Raw genomic sequence first — 22,394 nt, 5'->3', positions numbered from 1 at the left:
GACCATAAAAAAGCGCCCCGGAGAAAAATCTTCGGGGCTTTTTGTCTTTAAACCAGTTCTTTAATCTAAACAATAATAGTAATGGTGTGGAAGGAAAAGAATCGTTGCTACAATTTGGTTTGGGGCAATTGCAAGCAATCACCCCTGAGCAAAATTATTTGCTCACTGTATCTTTTAGCTGAGAAGGAGGTGTTTCCACTTTATAAGCTACTCTTTCTTCTACAGGCATTGGTTTCTGAATTTTGTAGTGATTAGGCGACAAAAAAGGATTTTGTGGAGCAGGTCCTATCACAGGTGTACTCAATACGAGTGTTGCTTCTTGCTCTATATTGGCGCCGCCTTGGCGCTTATAATTGTGCGCCGAAGCTATGTTGTTCTGCATCTTCAACGGGACTGCCCGCTCCTCGGTTGATACAACGAGAGAGCTCTCACTTTTAGCTACCTTCTGGCTTACTGGACGCTTGTAGTTGTGTGGAGAATTGAGACTGCTTTGGGCTATGGCCACAGTCGAACCTAAAAATACAAATGCTATAAGGGTATGAACGAACGTTTTCATAATAATCTCTGATTTTAAAATGGAATACTTCTCTGTTTTTGGAATACACAGTGTAGCTTTTGCTACTATCTGTTTGTCTTTTGACATTGCAAAGCTACGGCGACGGTATTAGAAGCAACTTAGGCTAATATTAGAAAGGTATTAGAATTTTTAAGGTGTGCCGCCGAGCTGCTGCAATTTAGCTTTCATTTCATAGAGTTGATAGTCGGCGTGTTGTTTGGCCGAATGAAGCGAATCATAACTCACTTTCAGTCTATTATGAGCTTTCACTAACGATAAATGAGAGTTTCGGAAATGAAATGCGGTTCCGATTCCTCCGAAAAACAAAAACGCAAACAACAACATACCTATCCCCCACATCAAGCCGTAATTACGCTTCTGAGGCGGGCTAGGAAATGTGTTTTTGAATGAATAATCAAGAGAATAGCGTGCCATAATTTTGAAAATTAAATGTGACAAAGTTATCTAGCCCTCATTAGACCCAACTTAGACTTACATTAGAATTTCCTTAGAAGCTTTTATACAATCTTCACATAAGCAAAGGAAATTTCGAAGGCATGACTGCCAAAAAACAGCCCCGAAGAAAACTCTTCGAGGCTGTTTGTCTTTAAACCAGTTTTCTAATCTAAACTAAATAACAATGGTATGGATGGAAAAAGAATCGTGCTTTTTAATTTGGTTTGGGGGCAATTTCTTGTGACCACCCCCAGGAGCAATTTACTTGCTCAAACTATCTTTGGGAGCCTCCGGCAATACTACCTTCCGCGCTACTCTTTCTTCTACTTTCATCGGCTTTTGGCTCTTGTAGTGATTAGGCAACAACAACGGATTTTGCGGCACAGGACCTATCACTGGACTCGCCAATACGAGTGTTGCCTCTTTCTCTACACTAGCTCCACCTTGACGCTTATAGTTGTGAGCCGAAGCTACGTTGTTTTGCAACTTCAACGGGACTGCTCGCTGCTCGGCTGAAACTACTAGCGCATTTTCGCTTTTAGAAGATTTCTGACTCACCGGGCGCTTGTAGTTATGAGGGGAGTTGAGGCTGCTCTGAGCTACAGCTACAGTGCTACCTACCAATACAAATGCTATAAGAATATGAACGAACGTTTTCATCGTAATTTCTGATTTTTATATAATGGAATACTTATCTGTTTTTGGAATACACAGCGTAGCTTTTTTGCTACTATCTGTTTGTCTTTTGACATTGCAAAACTAAGGCCTCAACATTAGAACCAACTTAGCTCAGTATTAGAATCACATTAGAATCTATTTTTACCTAAGTAATAGTCTTAGTCTGTCAATTGTTATCAATTAACTATATATCACAGATTATCAAGCGATTAAACTTACTTTCAGAATAAAAAATAATAGAAACTAATTTTTGCAATTACTTATCTAAAATACCTATAAACATAAGCTACCTTAACAGACTTGAGCTTTATACTCAAAAGCTAGTTAGGTTTGACTTCTCCAAAGTCTTCTGTTTTTTTCGGACTTGCTTGATAGAATTTTTTTGCCTCTCAGAGGCAGCAATGTCTTGTAGCTTCGAAGAAGCCAAACATCAAGCGAAGGGAATGGGCCTATCTAGCAAAAATCAAATCACCTAGATTCGGGATGTTCAGTGTTAGGAGATACTAAAACTTATGGGGAAGAACCAAGGTAAAAGTGGTGCCTTTGGGTTCTTCTGATTCTACTACCACTCTTCCTCGGTGTAGCCTTACAATACGCTCTGTGAGCGATAGCCCTATGCCATGTCCTGCTACTTGGCGGGCATTGGTAGCTCGCCGAAAAGGTTTGAAGATATGTGGTAGCTCATCGGCCGGAATCACTGGCCCTATATTGTGAAACTGGATTTCTAAAGTATTAGGAAGATTATTAAACTTTACATTGACCGTATGATTGGGCGAAAATTTACAGCCATTTTCCATAAAATTAGTCAATGCCACTCGCAGTAAAGGTTCGTTGCCCATCACCTCAAAACGTGCTGCATCATTCGAAAACCCTTCTAAATCGACTCTTACGCTAAATTTGGGATGCGCTTTCATGATTTCGCTTCGCACTTGCCAAAATATTTCGTCAATAGCCACTGGCGTAAATTTCACCGCCGATTCGTCCATACTCACCTTTGCCAAAGACAATAGCCCATTGGAAAGGCGATTGAGCTGACGAGCGTCTTCTAATACTGAGCGCAATGTATCTTGCCATTCTTGAGGATCGTTGTCCATAAGTGCTACCTCTATTTGCCCCGTGATAGCCGTAAGTGGTGTGCGAAGCTCATGGGATGCATTCGAAACGAAAGCTCTCTGCATTCGAAAAGCATCTTCCAAACGATCAAGCATATGATTGAAGCGCTCGGCAAGCTGCCCTATTTCATCTTGGCTATTAGACACTTCTACCCGTAAATCTAGTCGTGAAGCAGTGATATCGTCTACTCGTGCGATGAGTTTTTTGAGAGGCTCCAAAGCCCGATAAGCATATATCCATCCTACCACAGCGACCACCATAGTAGCCAAAAACCACCCAATTGCCATCACAAGCGCAAGGTTTTGAACCTCTCTAAAACCGTACTTGTCTATCCCTGAGCCAAAAACCACAAAGCGGTTTTGGCGATCTACCACATAAATTCCCACAATCTCCCGCTGTCCTTCGCGCCATCGTACTTCTTTTTCTACCCTGACCCGGTCGAGGGTAGCTTTATCGATATTGAGATAATCGGTTCCGCTCTCATAGCGAAGCTTATTTTGATAATCATAAACAATGATTTCCTCTTGATGAAGTACCGTCATTTGGTTGCGATCCAGCAATTTGAGCAATTCAGGACTAATGGTTTCTTTATCAAAAAGCAACTCCACCGTAGTTCGTGCCTCTTCTCGCAAGCGTTTAAAAAACTCCTCTTGCCGATGATATTCTGCAAAAAAGTAAATGACAATACAAAACAATAGTAGCAACACCGACACTACTGCCGTAAAAAGTGCCGTAAGACGATTTCGAATTGTCATTTTTCTTTAAGGGTATAGCCCATGCCCACTACCGTATGGATCAATTTGGAAGAGGCATCTTTATCGATTTTTTTCCGTAAATAATTGATATAGACTTCTATAAAGTTGGTACCGGTATCAAAATCAATATCCCATACTTTCTCGGCAATATCAATCTTAGATACGACTCTACCCCGATTGCGCATCAGATATTCCAAAAGCGCAAATTCTTTGGCCGTAAGCTCAAAGGCTTGCCCGCCTCGCCGCGCTATTTTCTGATCTAAATCCAATTCCAAATCGGCTACTTTCAAAATATTCGTAGATTCACTGGTTTTGATTACGCGTTTGAGCAATGCTTTGAGACGCGCAATCAACTCCATAAAGTCAAAAGGCTTCACCAAATAATCGTCCACGCCCGCATCAAATCCCGCTAGTTTGTCGGCAGTGGTATCCAAGGCCGTCAACATCAAAATGGGGATCTGAGTATTTTTGGTCCGCACATAAGCAGCGAGTTCTACCCCATCCATGTAGGGAAGATTGACATCAAAAATTAGCAAATCGTAGGTACGTTCATCAAAAAACTGTTTTCCAAGCCGGCCGTCTTCCGCAATATCTACTTTAAAACCCTGCCTTTCGAGGCCTTTTTTTATGAATGCTGCGACTTTAGATTCATCTTCTACTAATAACAACTGCGCCGTATTTTCCATTTTGAATGCGTTTGTGATTTTTGAAAGTCGTTTTTAAGGTTTAGATATAGGCAAGCTGGTATATTTCAAAGAGTGGTTTGGAGGATAACTAAAGGAATTTAGAACACACCAGCGTGCTTTATAAATTTTTAACCCTTCCTTCTGATAGATTCGTTTGCCATTCAAATCCTGTATTTCGTCGGTCCACCACGATTGCTTTGGATGACTAATCGCCACTTCATTATCTTCCTTTCGGGAGCTTACACTTTTGACATGTGCAGGCCCACTTACCTTTTGCAATGCTCGGCTATGGGTTTCAAAAATATACACATTTGTCAAATCAGTCAACCAAAGTTTGTCAACACCCTTTAGAGGAAACAAATCATGAGCTTCTGTACGGGTAGACGAAAACATCAACGAATCAATCTGCCGAAGCTGGGGAGTAGCACGATTAAAATTGTACTGATAAGCGTATAGGGTATTCATCCCAGCCGACCACAGCAAATGCTGGGTACGATCCCAAACCACATTATGGCCTGAGGGGATAAACAAGTCTTTTCGGTATACATGGTCGGGAAAACGTAAAGTGTCTATTGAAAAAACAGAAAGATAATTTCCAGTACTAGAAGCACTTACGAGATTACCATCGGGCAATACTTCTACCGAATGTGTATTGCCTCCTGCATAGGCATAGAACACCGTTTTTTTGTCTTTCACCCTAATCAAAGCAATTCCACCACCAGAGGCACAAGTGATAACATATTCGCCATTGTATACCACTTTGGCATCACTAGGATTCGAAAACCATTTGACGTGTTCGGGCTTTACATTTGAGGCTTCGGGTTTCCACTCCCATACCTCTTTTCCGTTGTCTACATCCACTACCAAAAGTCGGTGCTGGGATTGCTCAGTCAAAAGCAGCCATCGTTGGCTGGTGTTTAAAGTCGCTACTTGTCCATAAACTGCAAGGCTACTTCCCCAAACCATCAAAAGCACCCTTAGTTTTTTTATGTACTTCATTTTAAAAAGATTTTTCTATCCACTTTTTTAAGGACAAAAAAGGCAAGCCATACCCATTTTTTTGTGGATTGATTGTAAACTAAGACTTAAATAATTATGCAATGTTAAACTGGATATTATCAACAATAGGTGACTCCTTTCACTCCACGTCGCATCAGCGCTCCGACTTTAGGCTGGGGTGGGTAAAGCACAACGTAGGGCTTCAGCCCTGATTTTTACGCCTTTTTGTCAAAAAATCAGGGCTAAAGCCCCACGTAAAGCTCTCAGATTGTATCCCCAGCCTAAAGGCATGGGGTTAAAATAAAATTAGCTTTATACTCGCTTAATTTTGCTTAGTTGCTTATGTGATAAAAACCATTGCTTGGTTTAAAAATAGTACATTTTTGAAAAAAGTAAACAGATGTCATCAATCATAGTGAACTTCTGAGCCACAAATTCTCCTTACTTATACATGAAAGACATTAAACTGATAGCCACCGACATGGACGGAACTTTGCTCAATTCCAAAGGGGAATTGAGTGATACATTTTATCCACTTTTTGATGAACTAAAAGCTAGGGGCTTGTATTTTGCGGCTGCTAGTGGTCGCCAATATTACAATCTCCGCAAGCGCTTTGAGCCTATCCAAGACGACGTTATTTTTGTTGCCGAAAATGGTAGTTATGTAGTATTTCAAAACCAAGAACTATATGTGCAGTCGCTTGATAATCTCACTACCAAAGAGTTGATTCGGGTAGCACGTCAAATTCCAAATGCTTATCCTATCTTGTGTGGGAAAAAGAAAGCGTATGTCGAAAATACGGAAGACGCCTTTTGGGCACAGTTTACGAAGTATTTTGAACGCTACGAATTAGTAGATGATTTACTCAAAATCGACGACGACTCGTGCTTGAAAGTAAGCATCTGCGATTTGGCAGGCTCTGCTACCAATAGTTATCTGCATTTCAAACCATGGGAAGCACCGCTACAAGTAAAAGTGTCGGCGGGTATCTGGCTAGATATATCACACAAACTTGCCAATAAAGGCCAAGCTCTTGCCATATTACAAAAAACCTATGGAGTGAGTATCGATGAGACTATGGTCTTTGGCGATTATCTCAACGACCTCGAAATGATGCATCAGGCCTATTACTCCTACGCCATGGAAAATGCCCATGAATATGTAAAGGAAGCGGCACGTTTTAGGGCCAAAACCAACGATGAAAATGGTGTTTTACAAATCCTTAACGATGTACTCAAAGCACAGTCGGGAAATATACTCGGATGATTGTGCCGACATTTTTCTGACTTTGAGCGTCCATAAACCCGTGATGATTTTCCATAATTTTTTTACAAATCGACAGACCAATTCCTGAACCTCGGTATTGACTTGGACTATGAATGCGTTTGAAAACCTCAAATATCTGGTGTGCATATTCATTGTCGAATCCTATACCATTGTCGATAAAGGAAACTTGGTAGAAAGATTTCAGTCGTCCTTCTACTGTTTTTTCGACCATGGTACATCTGATTTGGATAGACAATGGGATGTGTGTTTTGCTAAATTTCAGCGCATTACCTATCACGTTAATCCATAGCTGTTTCAGTAAAAACGAAACGCCTTTTACCGAAGGCAAAGTATCCGATTCTACAACCGCATTTTTTTCGTTGATTTCGCTCGCCAACTCAGCCAATACCTCTTCATTTATCTTATTAAGGTCGGTATCTACAAGCTGGTTCTGACTTTTACTTACCTGCGAATAAGCGACCAAGTCTTGAATGAGCGTCTGCATCCTTACGGCAGCATCTTTCATCCTAGTCACCGACTGAATCACCATAGGTGCGTAAGTGTTGTGCTCATCTTCCAAAATACGCGACGCAAAAGTCTGTATCTTTCGCAATGGTTCTTTTAAATCATGCGTACTTATCCAGTTGATGTTTTCGAGTTCGGATACCGCTTTTTGGAGTTTATCGCTAAGCTGAGCCAGTTTTATTTTATCCTGCGTAAGCTGGTTGAGATGTATTTGTGTTTGAAGCGCATAGGATACCGTAGCAGCGGCTGTCAATTCGGGCTTTTCCCACAGACGACTTTCAAATCTTTTGATTTGCTTCCACAAATCAAAAGATTTGCGCGGAGAAAGACCGTTTGGATTATATTCAATAGATTTTGAGGGATCGCCCGCCCAATTTACTTCTTGAGGAGTCTCTGGTCTAAACCAAAGTATACAGTCCTGCAAATATCCCCCAAAAGGATAATATATTACTCCTGCCGCAGTAGTCGTAAGTTGCTCAGCCTTAGGATAGACGTCTACCAGTTTGTTGGTATAAAATACGTTTCCTTTTGAGATGTTGGACAATTGACCTATCAATTGATATACTTCCTCTTCGGTAGGTGTTGTACCATGTAGATATAGTTTGTTGTCGTACAAAATCGCCATTCCTCGGGCGTTTACGACTTTTAAGCTATGCTCATTTGTCAGAAACCTTGGAATAAAATCCTGATGAACGTGAGACGTCATATTTAAAATTACTTCCAAGCTCTGTTCCACATTTTTGGCGAGAGCATACTCTTCGGCCTGTTGACGGACGTTGATTTGGGAAGATAAAAAATGCCCTTGTAGCAGTGCCGAAAGGCGCGTATAGTGAGGGAGATTTTTGGGACTATAATGATGACAAGAAATAAGCCCCCACAGTCGATGATTGTTGATAATCGAAATCGTGAGCGTCGCACCTACGCCCATGTTTTTGAGATATTCAATATGAATCGGCGACACACTTCTCAATACCGACAAACTCAAATCCAAATCGCGGTGAGTGCTATGCTGGGTCGTTAGGATAGGCACTGGCTCATAATGTACATCGGCTATCATACGCATAAGGTTGCGCAAATAAAGCTCTCTCGCTTGAGGAGGAATATCAGTATGAGGATAATGAAGCCCCAAAAACGGCTCCAAATCCTCGCGCTTGCTTTCGGCAATCACTGCCCCATTATAAGCCTCATCAAACTTATAAATCATCACCCGGTCGTAGCCCGTAATGTCGCGAGTTTCGGCCGCAATCAACTGACAAAGAGACTGTAACGTAGCTGTTTCTTGAAGATAATGGACAAACTTCCGAGTTTGATTATACAAATCTGGAAGCCGTAAATGACCATCAGGAAAAGGCTCTGCTTCAAACAAATACCACTGTCCAGTAGGTTGTAGTGTGCAGTTGTATTTTTGATTTTGATATTCGAGTACAAAAGGCTGCGCCACCTGGGAGCCATATTGTTTGAGATGTGTTTCGAGAGCTACCTCTATCGCTGGAGAAAAAATCGCCCCAAAACGATTGTTTAAGATTTTTTCAATAGGAACTCCTATAAAAACGGAGCAATTGTCGCTGGCATAAACGACCTTAAACGCTGCATCAAAAGCCAAAAGAAATCCATGCGGCTGAATACTTCCTGGAATATGGATTGGTTCACTTTCACAATCCTTTAAATTGGCTATATCGCGATTGACAATGGTATTGATAATCATCGAGATACTAATAATTGGGTGTCGAAAAATGTTTGTATAGCTACAAACTGCTCCGCTGCGCCTTTTAGTATATTTGGCTCGGCATTTTCTACCAATGCTTGCGTAGTCAACACTTCCAAAAAAGCTCTCCACATGCCTGCTGTTTGGCTCCCATAGCCATAAAAATAACGCCCTCCCTCCTCAGGCGAAAATCCCAGTTTGGGTTGTAAGTGTTTATAAATAACAGCCCCTCCCAGTGCAGAGCCCTCCATAACGTACATTTTACCCAACAAATAAGCTGGGTTTGGAGAATATTCTAAAAAGGTGGGTACGGATATAGAAGAAGGTATATCGCTCTTGAGCAGTTGTAAATCCTGTGCAAGCCAAGGGGTTTTGCGACGGAGCTCAATAGCCGGTACCCAATCTTTCAAAATTGGATAATAGGCTTCTTCAAAACCAGCTACTACCCCATACATTGCCTTTAAATATCGTAGGTAATCATCTAAATTCACCTCTTCTTTGAAAAGAGAAACCGACAATGGGTGCTCTTCTAGCGCTGTATGTTGAGACTGCGTATGCATACGGAGTCTTTTTAGAAATTCTTTTTTTCTATCTTGAGTATAATCAATCGTTGCGTCTTGCATACGTAATTTATCAAAGTTATAGTGGTACAAAAAGATTTTGTCCCCTCCATTTTTCGCTCTGCTTACACTATATTATACGTATTTTATGCACACAAAGATTATATGCACTCACACTACTCAAATTATGGTGAATTAGTTGGCACCAATCACAAAGCCATGAGGGCTGGCGATATTCCAGTCCAACTTTAGGCATTTGTTCAAGATAGCTTTTAGGGACGCAAAATTGCTAGGCTTCGTAATAAAAGCATTTGCACCAAGCAAGCGAGCATTTTCGATAGCTTCTTCTTCAGCCGAAGTAGTCAAAATCAACACTGGAAACCTCCGAAATGATTGATTCGATTTAATTTCTTTTAGTAGCTGATAACCGTTTTTACGCGGCATGTTCAAATCTACAAAGATAAGATACGGGACAGGAGGAGGATTGTCCAAAATATATAGCAACTCATCCGCATCTTCTAAAGCAGTGAGAGCGATGCTCTTATCTACTTCCGCCAATGCCTCTTCAAAAAGCATACGGTCATCTGCATCATCATCAATATAGAAAATATTAACCTTTTCGTTTTTCATATATTAGCAAATATAAGGTTGGAGGTTGGAAAATCCTAACCCACTTCCTGAGACGTTTCTCTTCTCTTTTTTCCAAAACACTCCTTGCGCTTTGCTATTAGAATAGACGTAGGATTTTAACAACAAAAGGAAATAATATACCAAAACTACCTCAGGTAATTTTTTTTCGCCTCCTTTAGCTCCTCAAATATACCATTTCTTTGGTTTATCAAACTTTTCATCAAAGAAGGTTTATGACGGAATAATCGGAGAGCTTGCCAAGTATGCCTTAATCTCACGACCACATCCCAATACCACAATACAAAATAACCACTCAAGGGAAGCAAAACCGCAAAGCCCAAAGTAAGCCAAACATCTTGAAAAAATGAATGTATCACCCCTATCTGAAAAGCATAGACTACTGGAAAAACAACCACCCCAAGACTCATCATAAGAGGGGCACGATAGGTGGCGTCGGAAGTAATCAAACGAGCGATTTTGGAAGGAAGTATATAGGGTATATAATTGAAAATCAAGCCTAATACATAAATCGGAAAACCTATCACTAAAGGCAATATCGTCTGCCAAAGGTATGGATAGATGCGCCGCGTCTGTGCAAATACTTCGTCCGAAAGATGCAACTGTTTGAGATTGTCAAAGTAGTTAGTGAGTTGAGTTTGAAGTGATTTGTAAAGTTGAGGACGTTGCTCTTCAAAATGTCTGACGGCAGTTACTATTTGTTTAATCAGAAAAAATTCATCTTTTTTCAAACGACGATTCAGCAACAAATCTTCAAACAATTGATTTTTGTACAATGTCTCAATCTGACCTACCAAGGTATCTTCTTCGTCATCTTCGGTGATAATCACCGTATCACTGAGTCTTTTTTGAATCAAATCCGTTACTTCCTCCACTGTTTCAAAACTATCGGGTCGGTATTTTTCCTTAAAATCTGAAACAGCAATCGGTTGCCCTACATTAACAAACACCTCACTTCTGAAATGAATAGGATTGGAGTAATTGAGACCAATTGGCAAAATAGTGAGACCTAATTGAAAGTCGTTTTCGTACTCCGCCCCTAATGCAATCCTGGCCGTTCCGGTTTTGAGTTCACGCAGACGCCGCTCAATCTCACTCGTTCCTTCTGGAAAAATCAGAATTGTTCCTCGCGCTTCCAAATAATCATAGCACCGTTGGAAAGTTTGTTTGTTGAGTTCGGCGGGCGAAAGTGGCACATCCGAAGTATCTTTTTTGCGATAAACAGGTATGACGTGCAAGTACTTAAAAATCGGTCGGGTAAAACGGTTGAAAATACTGCCATTGGCAATGAAAGCTACCCGCTGTGGCATCAGTGTAGCCACGATAAGTGGGTCCATAAAGGTATTAGGGTGATTGACAGCCAATATCAATGGTCCTTTGGATGCCTTTAGCTTTTCTAGGCCATCTACCTGAAAACGCCTAAAAAATACCCTTAAAGCAACCCGGATTATCCATTTAAGAAGAATATAAAAAAGCATAAGTGAAGTTAGTTAGACCTTAAACGAAAACCTTCTTTCCTATCTTATCAAAGAAAGGAGCTACATTTCGCGACTCTAATTAAAGCTTAAATGAGCAAAGTCTACTAAAACTTTTATTATGAGGTCATTGGGTGGCTATCTAACTTCTAATTCCATCCCAAAGCACACTAAACGTCAGTTCCCATTCTGAGGGAGTCATTTCCTTTTGAGCATAGATAAGTTTTTTGGCTACCTCATTGAGCATTCCACAAATGAGCGTAACGAGCAGCACAGGATCTGCTTCTTTGATGAGACTCTGATACTGACCTTCTACCACCAAACTATGTAACGGCTGCGTTAATAGTTCCCTTTCGACCTGCATGGCATCGTTGGTTTCGGCATAAGGTGAGCGAAAATACTGCTCCAAAAAAGCGCCATATTCAGGATGACTTACTTGGTCGAGGAGGTAGTTACGGCTCATTTTTTTGATTTTTATTTTGAGCGGTTCACTCTCTCCAATGTCCCGCACAAGGTCGCGGGCGTGTGCATGATGCAAATACATATACAACTCCCGAATCAGGTGATTTTTGTCCTCAAAATAGATATAAACTGTTCCGGTAGCGACTCCTGCTTCTTTGGCCAAATCCGACATTTTAAGCCCCGCCAACCCTACCCTCGCAATCATTTTGAGCGCAGTGTTTAGAATCAACTTTACTTTGGTTTCGTCTTTGGTTCTCATATCGTAAGTCTTCTGCTTTACTTATTTTTGACCAATTCATACACTTTCTCGATGTCTAAATCTCGATTTTTTGCCACATCTTCATACGTATATTCCACGGGATAATCAGGCATAACGCCGTGCCCTTGGTCGCGTCCAGGAAGATGTAGCACTATCTTAAACATCGGAATTCGGACTTTGGCTTTGGTCTGAGGTAAGGTCAAATAAGGCGAAATAAAAGCATTGCAACCATAGCGTCCGCCACCCGTTTCGCGTCCAATTACTACCGCTCGTGGATTATACTGCTGGATAATCGAAGGAAAAATCGCCGCCGCCGAAAAAGACCCACCGTTGGTAAGTAAGTATACATTGCCCTTGAATCCCCACTTTTTCTTGGGATGATGGACTTTAGCCGTAGAGCGGTTGCTGAGAGTCCCCGTAGGTGTCTTTTTTGACCAAAAATTTCGTGCAAAGAACCGTAATAACTTACCTCCATAATGCCGATTAAACGAAGGACGTCGCTTGATGGCTTGAATAGTATCATAAACTACATAATCAGCATCCAACAAATACGACATCAGATTGACACTAGCATCCGACCGTCCACCACCATTGGCTCTCAAATCAATCACCAAGTTTTTGATATTGTTTTCTTGAATACTCCTAAAAGCCTTTTTATAAAATTTACGATGCCCATTGTCCCTAAATGTATTAATATCCAAAATCGCCACAGTACTATCTCTATTTGAAATCTTCAAATTATGACGCCGATCTCCTTTGGGCAGTTTGGGTCGTGGCAAAGGAGAAGCCGTAGGCACGGTGTTAGGTTTGGGAGAAGCTACGGGCTTGGGCGTATTTTTTCTTCTGAGAGGCTTAGGAGGAATGGTGTAGGTTAAGGTCAAATGACGGATTTTGCCAGTACTGTCTTTCGTACTTATTTTAAAGGTATCGTTGTTGCCATACAGATAGCGATAAAACGACCCAAAATTCCCGTTGATAAGATTAATCTTAAAAGTTTGATTATAACCATCCGACGGAATAAGGTCGCGCATTTCATTCATTATCTTATCAATCGGGCGATTGTCAACCATTATTATTTCCACACCGGGTACGAGGGTAGTATCGTCGGTACGGTTTTGGGTGATTTTGAGTTTGTCTTTGGCCCAAAATACAGAAAGAGGAAATTCTCTGGGTTTGTTTTTTTTGATATAGCGGGTATACTGTTTGGAAGGATAAATATCCGTATGACCGCAGCGTATATACGAAAAAACAGGATTTACGACCCTCCTAAACTCTCGTTCAGTCATGGGGTGGTCAAGTTTTTGCTCGGTTTTATCAAAAATCCAACGAATGCTGTCTGACGAAGTATAGCGATATATTCCCGGATGAGCTTCCAACAATGCTGCTCGCATCAGTCTAAAATCACTGCGGGTTTGTTCTACTGAATAGGTCCGTTGGGGGTCGAATTTAGGGCTACAGGCTATCAAAAAAAAGAAAGACAATACAAGTAAGATACTATAATATTTCATTGAGTGGAAAATTTCGAATGAGGCTTCAGAAGGTCGTTTTGTAGGCTTCCAAACTATATGTTTGAATCATATTTTTGCAAAAAAATACATAAATTGCTTGAAAACAAAAACTCTTAACAAGACGTTTTGCCAACAAGTACACAACTTAATGCTTCAACCAACTTAAACATTTAAGGGTATGGCTCGTCCCAATCTTGATCTTATCGCTGCACTACGCCGCACCGCCAAGAAAATCGAACAAGGCTCTCCTTATCAGTGGGGCCATATGGGTAGCTGCAATTGCGGCAACTTAGCCCAAGAAATCACCCAACTTACCAAAGCCGAAATCCACGCCCATGCACTCGCCAATGGACGCGGCGACTGGAACGAGCAACTCAACGACTACTGCCCCACTAGCGGCTTGCCGATGGATTTGCTCCTCAATGAAATGATGGCTGCTGGCCTTGCCCCCGACGACCTTAAACACCTCGAACGCTTATCTGATCCGCGTATCTTGATTCGTCTTCCTGAAAATAAACGATACCTACGTCATAATTTTAGGGATGATGTGGTTCTGTATATCAACGAATGGGCCAATCTACTCGAAGAGCAATTGCTTGCCCCTATTCAATTACCTTCTTTTGAGTGGAAATCAGAACTAGCTCATTCCTAATAAAATAAAGGATTGCTTTTTTTAAGAAGGCTTATTGAAGTCTCGCAAGGACTTATCGGTTGATACTGGCATGAAATTTTAAAGATATAATTTCAGACACACCAGTATCAATCGATTCCAAAATGAGCAATAAAATCACCAAATGGGCCATCATCGTAGGAGGGGCAGTCATCGCCTTGGTGCTGGGGGTGCGCCTTATACGTCAATATTATTTGGAGCCGTTGCTCGCTAAAACCCTCAAAAGCGCAGTAGCAGAAAGCTCCGATGGCATCTATCAAATCAACTTTGACCGCCTTCAATACGAACCTTTGGCAGGTAATGCCATACTCACAAAAATCAAACTTACCCTCGATACGGCTCTTTACCAACAACAAATCAATAAACAATCGACCTCGCATTTTACGTACAAAGGCACTATTCCAGAAGTAAGCCTTCGCGATATTAAACTACTGAAACTTGTTTTTAGTCGAAAACTTGAAATTGATTTAATCAAAATTAGTCAACCAACTGTAGAAATTATTCAACAAAAACCAGCCCCTCTGACCACACGCAGCAAGCCTTCACCTTACCGAGTAATTTCAAAATTTGTAAAATCTTTTAGGGTAAAAAAAATCGACTTTGAAGGCATTAAATTTACTTTTTCTGACAAAACTAAGCCTTATCCGCAGCGTATTGTTCTCGAAAAACTCAATGTCAATATCACTGATTTTTTGATTGATTCATTATCTCATCAAGATTCTACACGTTTTTATTATTCCAAAAATACCGCTTTTCAACTCTCCAACCTATCGATTCCGTCGATAGGAGCATTGCACGATTTTAGGCTTGATAGCATTTCATTTTCCTCCCAAAAAAGGCGAATTAGTATCAAAGGAATTCATTATACACCACAATTTAAGGGGCGCGCCTTCACCACCCGCGCAGACGGAAACGACAGAATCGGTTTTGTCTTTCACGACATCGAGGTCAATCAAGTCAACCTTGATGCATTAGTTTTTGAAAAAAAATTGATAGCTGACCAAGCCATCATCAAACGCGGCAACATTGATATTTTTGGAGATGGTACCTACCCTGCTCGTGGGTCGAAAGTGGGAAAGTACCCTCAGCAACAATTTCGCCGATTGCCTTTCAAAATGAAACTTGATACAGTGCAAGTAGAAAACTTTTTGATTTCTTATTCAGAATTCAATCCCGACACCGAAGCTAGCGGAGGCGTTAATTTCAATCTTACCCACGGCAAGCTCTACAACCTCACCAACGATAGCCTCGCGCTCCATCAAAACCCTATCTGTGAAGCACACATCCAAAGCGAATTTATGGGAGTAGCACCACTCACTACGCTCTTTAAGTTCAATATCGCTTCACCAAGAGGCACTTTTAGCTGCGATGGCCAACTAGGTGAAATAGATTTAAAACGTCTCAATCCAGTCACTCAGCCCCTCGCTTTAACCAAAATTGAATCGGGCGTGGTGAGAAGTTTTAAGTTTTCGATGAAAGGTGACGAATATAGGGTCAAAGGACATGGCACTTTGCTTTATAACGACCTCAAAACTTCAATTCTGAAAATAGACGAAGAAGGTAATTTGAGCAAGCGAAAGCTTATTACTGGAATTGCGGATTTGGTCTTTATTCAAGACAACAACCCTTCGCCCAATGCACCCATCCGAAGCGGCGCTATCGACTATACCCGCGATCCTAAAAAGTCTTATTTTGCTACTTTGTGGCGAAGCCTAAGACAGGCTATGGCCAAATGCGTACTAAAACGCAAAGGCTTGAAAAAAATTAAAAACCTGAATGCTAGAGTAGCAGGCAAATAATCATTAGCGGATATTTTACCTAAACCGGTATTGGGCGGTATATATTCCCTTGGCTCTAAACTGCTGTAATCTTTGGAAATGAGTATCAAAAAAGTAAATAAAAGCTTGCTTATGGGTCAAAGGAGCGGCGGTTTTATCCATTTCTGAATCTCCGGCTACCACTATCCAAAAAGTATCGGACTGTTGTTTGTTGAGATAAATTTGCCTTAAAATCTCCCGCTCATTCACAGGAGGAACTACATCAATCGTAAACATCTGATAAGACCAATTCAGGGCTTCTACTTTATTATAATAAGGCAATGCCGACGCTATATGATTGATATACAGCACCTCCTGTAACTTTTTGTGGGTTTTCAAAAAAGAAATCGCTGCTTTCATCTCTCTTCGTTTCCATCCTCCAAATTCTTTTTCGTAAACAACATCCTTTATCGCCGAAATCATCGGAGCTATCACAATCAAAAGCATGACAACCCACACACTTCGCAACCTTCTGTACATCGCCATTTGATAAAGTTGCTGCGCACCGATAGCCATCAAAACAAAAAAATAGGGTACCGCAAACAACATAAGCCTTTCAGCAAAAGGATATTTTCCTAAAGCAGATGCGAGATAAGTCAAGCCAATAGGCAAAATAAGCAAAAGCAACTCAGCTTTAGAGCGTTGGTACAACACCCAACTACCAAGTATCATCACACCCAAAGCAAAGACAGCAAATGTGAAATAATAAGGAACATGGGGTGGCAAAAACGACCAATTGAGCCCCAATGGATAATCGAAGAGAGAAAATAAAGTAATAAAGTGCCATTTCAAATCTGCTACTGATGTAGGTGGAAAAGGTGCAAAAGCATCAAGCCACATACTTTGTATTTCGCCTGATTGAAGGCTATTGGGAGCAATGATAAGTAAGTAGTTTAACAAAAAACTAATTCCCCAACTTGCATAAACTACCACAAAAATCCGCAATTGCACCCATTGTTTCTGACGTAAAAGTTGCCAACAATGTACCAACCCGATACTCGCTAATCCAAATAAAGATGAATATGAAAACCACAGTATCGCTACTCCTACGGTGGCATATACCAAATAATCGCGCCACGACGAAGTATTTCTAAAACGAAAATACATCAAAAGCCCTAAAATAGTACACAGCACCTCCACAATGTACTGCTTCGACTCTGACGAATAATATACCAAAGGATGTGCAAAAGCAAAAGCAGCAAAACCCACCATACTTCCTACTTTACCTACTCTAAAAACCTTTAATAGTTTTTCAAACAGTAAAAGTGCTACTAAACCTACCACTAAGGGAAAAAGCCGTAGTGCCAATTCGCCATTGCCCGCCCATAAAAGATTGAATTTTTGCACCCATAAAAAAAAGAGCGGCGCATGTTGGGCTGTGTCAAGAGGCTGGGTCAATTCTCCAAAATTACGCACAAGCAAGTTGTTGGCTAAATACGCTTCATCCGTATAGAGCGACCGATTACTGAAATAATGAAAAAGCCTAAAGAAGGCACCCAAGCCCATACAAGCCCATATAAAACGCTTGTATTGCTGCTCGGAAGGCTGCCAGAAAGACGGAGATTGACTCATATGATTTAAAAAAACTAAGCCCGCAAGAAAATTTGGATTTTCAGAATAAGGGGCGACAACCAACTCATCTCTGGGCCATATACGTAATAAGTAGGTACCAATACACAGCTTACCGCCAATCCCAATAGCGCCCGCTCCATTTGCACCGAACGCGATGGTGAATAAAGGTAAACCAAACTAAACAGTATCAACAAAAAACCATAACTAAAACTACGCGTGAGGTCAATGACAATCATACCTCCCAAAAAAATCGCCAATAAAGTTGTCATAAACAAGACTAAAAAAGCCCATTTCTTATCGTAATAAAGGGTCAAAATAGTCATCAAAATCACAGCCCAAGCTCCTTCGAAAGTCATAAATAATGCAATAGGCCATGTATTCATGTTTTGGAGAATAGGATTCTTACCTATCAGCGAAGTATCGACCTCAAGCGTTGTAAAACGTAACACCATAATACGAAGACTTATGACCAGCAATACTCCAAATATAGTAGCCCAAGTTGCCCTATATTTTTTAAAATCTGCTAGGTCTGAGATGTAAAGTTTACCTTTACTCTCTTGCCACAGCCACCACAGTAGTATCCCACCACTTCCAATCACAGAACGCTCATCTACAAAACCTGATATCACAACACTCCCAATAATAAGAAGTGGATTTCGGTACATAATAGCCACGAACATCAGCAAAAAAGCCGTAGAGTCGTAATAAAAAAAGTCGTAATAAAACCACTTAACCACAAACAAATTGGCCATCATGAAAGCGGATATCATGGCTATTCGCACATTTGTATATAATGTAAGCCACCTTATAAGTCCCCATAAAAACAAACACCCCAACAAATGCTGTATCCAAATATAATGCTGAGCATTCAGCCCTAAAAACCTACAAAAAAGCGGCACGGCAACACGCCCTGGACGCTTGGCAAAATGGGATTTCATACCACTACCTAACTCCTCAGAATTGAGATATTGGGCGGGAAAGTTTTGAAATGGATGAGCCGCTATCCAATCTACTAGTTTTAGGATATAGACTGTTTTTTTGCTATCGTTTCGATTACCACCTAGTAAGTAATAGTTGGGACAAGAAGTGATTAGAATATAGATTGTCAAAAAAGCAACATACTTCCACTGCCAATACTTAGTAGCCGTAAATCTATCAATCCACTGAGTAGTACCTGAATATATTTTATCGTATATCTCGAAAAACATTGAAAAGGCTGTAATGAGTTAAGATAGTCTTGGAAAGTATTAAAAAAAACTTCCCAAGACTTATTGGGCATTATAAATGACACAAAATCGGCAACGGTTATTTTTTACCTAGTGAAATCATATTGGCAAAAAGCCGATAGGCTCCCGGGACACCAGCGGGTAATTCTCTAAAAAACACAATACCTGTATAAATAAAATGCCCTTTGCCGTAAGGCGCATAAATAAGACTACCTTCTTTGGCCGCTTCTCCGGTGTCGTTGGCAGAGAAGAGGGTCACATAATTTTTGTCCCATTCTACCGCAAAATAAATCCCTCTTTCCTGAATCCAGCCTTCAAAATCTTTGGCAGTAATCTTGTTGGGAGTATTCAAAATCGGATGTGCAGGTTGTAAGATTCTCATTTCGGCATCTTCTTCCGTCACGCGGTCGCGGCCTACTTTGAAAGGATACGGCCCCATTTCTTTTACTTTGAGCGTATTCCCAAATCCACCTGCCGTCACGTATTGTACTACCATAGTACCGCCATTTTTGACGTAATCCATGAGTTTTTCTTGAAAATATTTTATGCGTTCTTCGGTATTGTAAGCCCTTACTCCCACTACAATCGCATCATACACGGCGAGATTTTTGCTCAATGCGCCCTCATCAAGCAAAGTCACTTGGCAGCCCATTTGACGCAAAGCCGCCGGCACTTCATCGCCTGCTCCGGCTATGTAGCCAATGTTTTTTGCTTTGTTTTTGATGTCAAGTTTTACCAAAGCAGTAGTTGCCGTAGGAAAAATCGTTTGTGTCGGAATATGTTTATACTCTACCGTTTTGAGACTATAGGCATTTTCTCCATTTTCGGTTTTTGTGATAACTTTTAGCTTCACTTCACTTTGCTCAGCCGACGGAAACACCTTCACTGTCACTATTTTTTCTTGGTATTTTTCGGGTAATTCAAACGGAATTTGCGCTGGTTCGACACGCCAGCCAGAAGGTACCTCAAAAGCCATCGTACCTTTTACATTGGGGCGATGTGCTTTTACCAATACTTCTACCGTTTTAGGCTGATTGTCTGCAAATACATACACTTTTTCAGTAACGTTGGCGGTCACTTCGGGTCGTATTTCATAAGGGCGATACACTTCTCCATCCACGGGGTCGGTAGATTTATAGACCCAAGGTTTGCTAAAAATAAACGCCTGTCCGTCTATTACAAAGGTAAAAGCGGTTTGGAGAGTTGGGATATTTTCGGGTGTACTTAGTTTGGATTGGTCATCTATCTGAAAAGCCCCATTTTTGATGGGTTTTTCGAGCCAATAAGGTTGTGAAATCGGCGTTGATTTAGGTACTTGAAAATTAAAAGTAAGGTTGGTTAGCTCATTGTTTTTAAGGTCTAAATTCAACGTCGAATCTCTATTGACTCCCAAAAACTGCAACTTTGTAAGTTTTAAAGGATAATCAGCTCTTTTCACTGCACTCACTTTGACCTCGGCGCGGTCGCCTTGAGCCACGGCATAGTCGGTAGGATTGGTTTCAAACCAAAGCCCTAAACAATTTTGAAGCAAGACTTCTATTTCGGCTTTTTTCTGCTGAACATATTTATTTTGACCATCTAATTTTCCTAGTTCTTGGTATATTTTCACCAACACTGGCACTGACGAAGCAGGATAATTGATATTGTAATTCCGAATTGCTTGGTCCACTAGCAACGCTACTTGTTCGCTACCTTTGACCCGACTCCATGACATATCAACACCGTCAAAAAGGTCTTTTTCGGCAGGAGAACCATCTTTATGCATCATAAAATCCACCCTTGCATTGCGATTAGCACCTGAACCAAACCCTTGGCTTTTGTGAGAACTACGGCTTTCGGCGGCAATTTCGGCATAAGATTTCCCCAAATATGTATTATATCCACCAATATCTACCGTGATAAAGCTCCCCTTGTCGGTGGGTTTTTGATTAGAAAAACCGGGCGAAAATGTATTCCATACGATTCGCTTCGGCTGCCAAGGTTTTACTTCCTTGAGTTGTTCGGGAAATTGGGTAGGGTCACCTGCCATCTTAAAAGCCAATTCAGCCAAAAAAGCGGAGGAATTATGATGACCATGGCCGGCGCGTGCATCTGGCGGAAAGCGCGTAATAAGCACATCCGGTTGGTTTTTGCGTATATGATACACTACATCCGAAAGGATATTGTTTTCTCCCCAAAACTTCAAGGTTTCTTCGCGGGTTTTAGAAAAACCAAAATCATAAGCTCTCGAAAACAACTGCTCGGCACCATCGATACGACGAGCTGCCAATAGCTCTTGGGTACGTATGATACCTATGTATTCCCCCTGCTCTGGCCCGATGAGGTTTTGACCTCCATCGCCTCGAGTCAAGGCCAAGTATTGCGTTTTAACGAGCCGTTCTTTCGACAAATAAGTAAGAAGCAACGTGTTTTCGTCGTCGGGGTGAGCCGCAATGTGCATCGCACTGCCCAACACGTTCAATTTTTTAAGATTTAACAGAATCTCGCTCGAAGTGAGAGGCTTTACTTGAGCTTGAAGAATAAGGGTGGAAAAGAGAAAAGTAAAAAGGAGGTAAAACTTGGTTCTTCTCATAGTTTGGCAAAATTTGCGAGTGATTTGACAAAACTACAAAACTTTGGATAAGAATAAATTTCTTCTATTTTTGATTATAAATTCTTCCACCATTTTTTAATCTCAAGCACTCATGGCATCTCTCAAATCTATTTCGTTTTGGGCTGCTAACCACCCCAAAATTGCCATTACGCTCATTGTAATGATAGAAATTTTCAATTTCTTAATTGGGATTATAGTAGGAAGCGAGTGGTGGGGGACTCTACCCGCAGGTGTGCTTTTTGTGGTTATTGGCGGAGTAATTATGCTGCGTTTTCTATGGAATCAATACAGTCTGTTAGAAACAAGCACCCAAATCAAGGCTCATCGATATAGATGGGAGAAACAATCTTTGGGAGTCATGTTTTGTCTAAACCTTATCGCTTATTGTATAGCCGGTGGTTTACTGGAGCGTATGTCGGCCTTCCCTACACCTACCGCCACTCTTCATGCTAGCCAATATACCCATTCCGTAACCTCCGAATCAAATAGCTTGCCAAAAGCTAAAAGGCCCTTATTGCACTTCAAACAAAAGGAGTCTTCCTCCACCGGCCGTCGCATCGGCAGCTTTGTATTGTTTGTGGTAGGTGTAGCCTTGGCTTATGTGGGGGCTCTTTTGGCCTGCAACTTAGCCTGTAGCAGTTATGGTTTTGGGGCGGTGATAGTGGGTTTGTTGAGCATTGGTATTCTGGCGGGAGGGTTTTACTTTTTGGGGCGCGGAATTAGCAAAACACTCATTCCATTCAAAGATATGACACCCGAGCAACGAAAGCGCGAACGTAGACGCTATTTACGTACTTTGGGAGGTACAGCTTTAGGAATTGCGCTATGGCTTTTGTTAGTAAGTTTTAATTGATAATTGCCCTT

General features: G+C 41.1%; 19 protein-coding genes. 4 read left to right on the top strand and 15 right to left on the bottom strand.

Annotated elements, in window-relative coordinates:
* Positions 1-154: 154 nt before the first annotated feature.
* The 6 genes from P1X15_RS04390 to P1X15_RS04365 all read right to left on the bottom strand — a co-directional run bounded on the left by P1X15_RS04390 (position 155) and on the right by P1X15_RS04365 (position 5,243).
* Positions 155-556, bottom strand: coding sequence for a hypothetical protein (locus tag P1X15_RS04390; protein ID WP_277336929.1), 402 nt, complete (start codon positions 554-556; stop codon positions 155-157).
* 150 nt (positions 557-706) lie between these two features.
* Complete coding sequence (locus P1X15_RS04385; protein WP_277336928.1) at positions 707-991, bottom strand: hypothetical protein; 285 nt, start codon at positions 989-991, stop codon at positions 707-709.
* A gap of 282 nt (positions 992-1,273) precedes the next feature.
* A complete protein-coding gene (locus P1X15_RS04380; protein WP_277336927.1) occupies positions 1,274-1,672 on the bottom strand; it encodes a hypothetical protein in 399 nt (132 codons plus the stop codon).
* 521 nt (positions 1,673-2,193) lie between these two features.
* A complete protein-coding gene (locus P1X15_RS04375; RefSeq protein ID WP_277336926.1) occupies positions 2,194-3,558 on the bottom strand; it encodes an ATP-binding protein in 1,365 nt (454 codons plus the stop codon).
* Positions 3,555-4,244, bottom strand: coding sequence for a response regulator transcription factor (locus P1X15_RS04370; protein WP_277336925.1), 690 nt, complete (start codon positions 4,242-4,244; stop codon positions 3,555-3,557). The genes P1X15_RS04375 and P1X15_RS04370 overlap by 4 nt, the downstream gene beginning before the upstream one ends.
* Before the next feature lie 33 nt (positions 4,245-4,277).
* On the bottom strand, positions 4,278-5,243 hold the full coding sequence (locus tag P1X15_RS04365; RefSeq protein ID WP_277336924.1) for a DUF6528 family protein: 966 nt from the start codon (positions 5,241-5,243) through the stop codon (positions 4,278-4,280).
* A 451-nt stretch (positions 5,244-5,694) separates the two neighbouring features.
* On the opposite strand from P1X15_RS04365, the gene P1X15_RS04360 reads away from it, so the two are divergent.
* Positions 5,695-6,510, top strand: a complete 816-nt coding sequence (locus tag P1X15_RS04360) for a Cof-type HAD-IIB family hydrolase (protein WP_277336923.1) — start codon at positions 5,695-5,697, stop codon at positions 6,508-6,510.
* On the opposite strand, the gene P1X15_RS04355 is transcribed toward P1X15_RS04360, so the two are convergent.
* From P1X15_RS04355 to P1X15_RS04330, 6 genes are all read right to left on the bottom strand, one after another.
* Positions 6,479-8,740, bottom strand: coding sequence for an ATP-binding protein (locus P1X15_RS04355; protein ID WP_277336922.1), 2,262 nt, complete (start codon positions 8,738-8,740; stop codon positions 6,479-6,481). The two genes, P1X15_RS04360 and P1X15_RS04355, sit on opposite strands and share 32 nt — an antisense overlap.
* A complete protein-coding gene (locus tag P1X15_RS04350; protein ID WP_277336921.1) occupies positions 8,737-9,363 on the bottom strand; it encodes a biliverdin-producing heme oxygenase in 627 nt (208 codons plus the stop codon). The genes P1X15_RS04355 and P1X15_RS04350 overlap by 4 nt, the downstream gene beginning before the upstream one ends.
* A gap of 132 nt (positions 9,364-9,495) precedes the next feature.
* Positions 9,496-9,930 carry a response regulator gene (locus tag P1X15_RS04345; RefSeq protein ID WP_277336920.1) on the bottom strand — a complete coding sequence of 145 codons (435 nt, stop codon included), beginning with the start codon at positions 9,928-9,930 and terminating at the stop codon, positions 9,496-9,498.
* Positions 9,931-10,076: 146 nt separating this feature from the next.
* Positions 10,077-11,426 carry a 1-acyl-sn-glycerol-3-phosphate acyltransferase gene (locus tag P1X15_RS04340; protein ID WP_277336919.1) on the bottom strand — a complete coding sequence of 450 codons (1,350 nt, stop codon included), beginning with the start codon at positions 11,424-11,426 and terminating at the stop codon, positions 10,077-10,079.
* A 139-nt stretch (positions 11,427-11,565) separates the two neighbouring features.
* Positions 11,566-12,144 carry a TetR/AcrR family transcriptional regulator gene (locus tag P1X15_RS04335; protein ID WP_277336918.1) on the bottom strand — a complete coding sequence of 193 codons (579 nt, stop codon included), beginning with the start codon at positions 12,142-12,144 and terminating at the stop codon, positions 11,566-11,568.
* A 17-nt stretch (positions 12,145-12,161) separates the two neighbouring features.
* Positions 12,162-13,652, bottom strand: coding sequence for a S41 family peptidase (locus tag P1X15_RS04330; RefSeq protein WP_277336917.1), 1,491 nt, complete (start codon positions 13,650-13,652; stop codon positions 12,162-12,164).
* Positions 13,653-13,830: 178 nt separating this feature from the next.
* Between P1X15_RS04330 and P1X15_RS04325 the strand changes: the two genes are divergently transcribed.
* Entirely contained in the window at positions 13,831-14,304 is a 474-nt protein-coding gene (locus P1X15_RS04325) for a hypothetical protein (RefSeq protein WP_277336916.1), read from the top strand.
* 122 nt (positions 14,305-14,426) lie between these two features.
* Entirely contained in the window at positions 14,427-16,121 is a 1,695-nt protein-coding gene (locus P1X15_RS04320) for a hypothetical protein (RefSeq protein WP_277336915.1), read from the top strand.
* A 15-nt stretch (positions 16,122-16,136) separates the two neighbouring features.
* Here the strand turns inward: P1X15_RS04320 and P1X15_RS04315 are convergent, their stop codons facing one another.
* The 3 genes from P1X15_RS04315 to P1X15_RS04305 all read right to left on the bottom strand — a co-directional run bounded on the left by P1X15_RS04315 (position 16,137) and on the right by P1X15_RS04305 (position 21,509).
* Complete coding sequence (locus P1X15_RS04315) at positions 16,137-17,711, bottom strand: hypothetical protein (protein ID WP_277336914.1); 1,575 nt, start codon at positions 17,709-17,711, stop codon at positions 16,137-16,139.
* A gap of 14 nt (positions 17,712-17,725) precedes the next feature.
* Positions 17,726-18,919 (bottom strand): hypothetical protein, encoded by a 1,194-nt coding sequence (locus P1X15_RS04310; protein ID WP_277336913.1) that lies wholly within the window; start codon positions 18,917-18,919, stop codon positions 17,726-17,728.
* A 97-nt stretch (positions 18,920-19,016) separates the two neighbouring features.
* Positions 19,017-21,509, bottom strand: coding sequence for a PIG-L family deacetylase (locus P1X15_RS04305; protein ID WP_277336912.1), 2,493 nt, complete (start codon positions 21,507-21,509; stop codon positions 19,017-19,019).
* Positions 21,510-21,621: 112 nt separating this feature from the next.
* On the opposite strand from P1X15_RS04305, the gene P1X15_RS04300 reads away from it, so the two are divergent.
* Complete coding sequence (locus P1X15_RS04300) at positions 21,622-22,383, top strand: hypothetical protein (RefSeq protein ID WP_277336911.1); 762 nt, start codon at positions 21,622-21,624, stop codon at positions 22,381-22,383.
* Positions 22,384-22,394: the final 11 nt, after the last annotated feature.

The sequence above is a fragment of the Runella sp. MFBS21 genome (genome assembly GCF_029433105.1).
Classification (GTDB): domain Bacteria; phylum Bacteroidota; class Bacteroidia; order Cytophagales; family Spirosomataceae; genus Runella.
The sequence above is the reverse complement of the archived record's forward strand: the minus strand, read 5'-3'. Positions and strand labels throughout refer to the sequence as shown.

Bases quoted from the DNA above. Each gene is read 5' to 3' on its own strand.
- P1X15_RS04385 (WP_277336928.1), bottom strand. From the start codon at position 991: ATGGCACGCTATTCTCTTGATTATTCATTCAAAAACACATTTCCTAGC.
- P1X15_RS04375 (WP_277336926.1), bottom strand. From the start codon at position 3,558: ATGACAATTCGAAATCGTCTTACGGCACTTTTTACGGCAGTAGTGTCG.
- P1X15_RS04340 (WP_277336919.1), bottom strand. From the start codon at position 11,426: ATGCTTTTTTATATTCTTCTTAAATGGATAATCCGGGTTGCTTTAAGG.
- P1X15_RS04330 (WP_277336917.1), bottom strand. From the start codon at position 13,652: ATGAAATATTATAGTATCTTACTTGTATTGTCTTTCTTTTTTTTGATA.
- P1X15_RS04345 (WP_277336920.1), bottom strand. From the start codon at position 9,930: ATGAAAAACGAAAAGGTTAATATTTTCTATATTGATGATGATGCAGAT.
- P1X15_RS04360 (WP_277336923.1), top strand. From the start codon at position 5,695: ATGAAAGACATTAAACTGATAGCCACCGACATGGACGGAACTTTGCTC.
- P1X15_RS04315 (WP_277336914.1), bottom strand. From the start codon at position 17,711: ATGAGTCAATCTCCGTCTTTCTGGCAGCCTTCCGAGCAGCAATACAAG.
- P1X15_RS04335 (WP_277336918.1), bottom strand. From the start codon at position 12,144: ATGAGAACCAAAGACGAAACCAAAGTAAAGTTGATTCTAAACACTGCG.
- P1X15_RS04390 (WP_277336929.1), bottom strand. From the start codon at position 556: ATGAAAACGTTCGTTCATACCCTTATAGCATTTGTATTTTTAGGTTCG.
- P1X15_RS04300 (WP_277336911.1), top strand. From the start codon at position 21,622: ATGGCATCTCTCAAATCTATTTCGTTTTGGGCTGCTAACCACCCCAAA.
- P1X15_RS04310 (WP_277336913.1), bottom strand. From the start codon at position 18,919: ATGTTTTTCGAGATATACGATAAAATATATTCAGGTACTACTCAGTGG.
- P1X15_RS04355 (WP_277336922.1), bottom strand. From the start codon at position 8,740: ATGATTATCAATACCATTGTCAATCGCGATATAGCCAATTTAAAGGAT.
- P1X15_RS04350 (WP_277336921.1), bottom strand. From the start codon at position 9,363: ATGCAAGACGCAACGATTGATTATACTCAAGATAGAAAAAAAGAATTT.
- P1X15_RS04305 (WP_277336912.1), bottom strand. From the start codon at position 21,509: ATGAGAAGAACCAAGTTTTACCTCCTTTTTACTTTTCTCTTTTCCACC.
- P1X15_RS04365 (WP_277336924.1), bottom strand. From the start codon at position 5,243: ATGAAGTACATAAAAAAACTAAGGGTGCTTTTGATGGTTTGGGGAAGT.
- P1X15_RS04380 (WP_277336927.1), bottom strand. From the start codon at position 1,672: ATGAAAACGTTCGTTCATATTCTTATAGCATTTGTATTGGTAGGTAGC.
- P1X15_RS04320 (WP_277336915.1), top strand. From the start codon at position 14,427: ATGAGCAATAAAATCACCAAATGGGCCATCATCGTAGGAGGGGCAGTC.
- P1X15_RS04325 (WP_277336916.1), top strand. From the start codon at position 13,831: ATGGCTCGTCCCAATCTTGATCTTATCGCTGCACTACGCCGCACCGCC.
- P1X15_RS04370 (WP_277336925.1), bottom strand. From the start codon at position 4,244: ATGGAAAATACGGCGCAGTTGTTATTAGTAGAAGATGAATCTAAAGTC.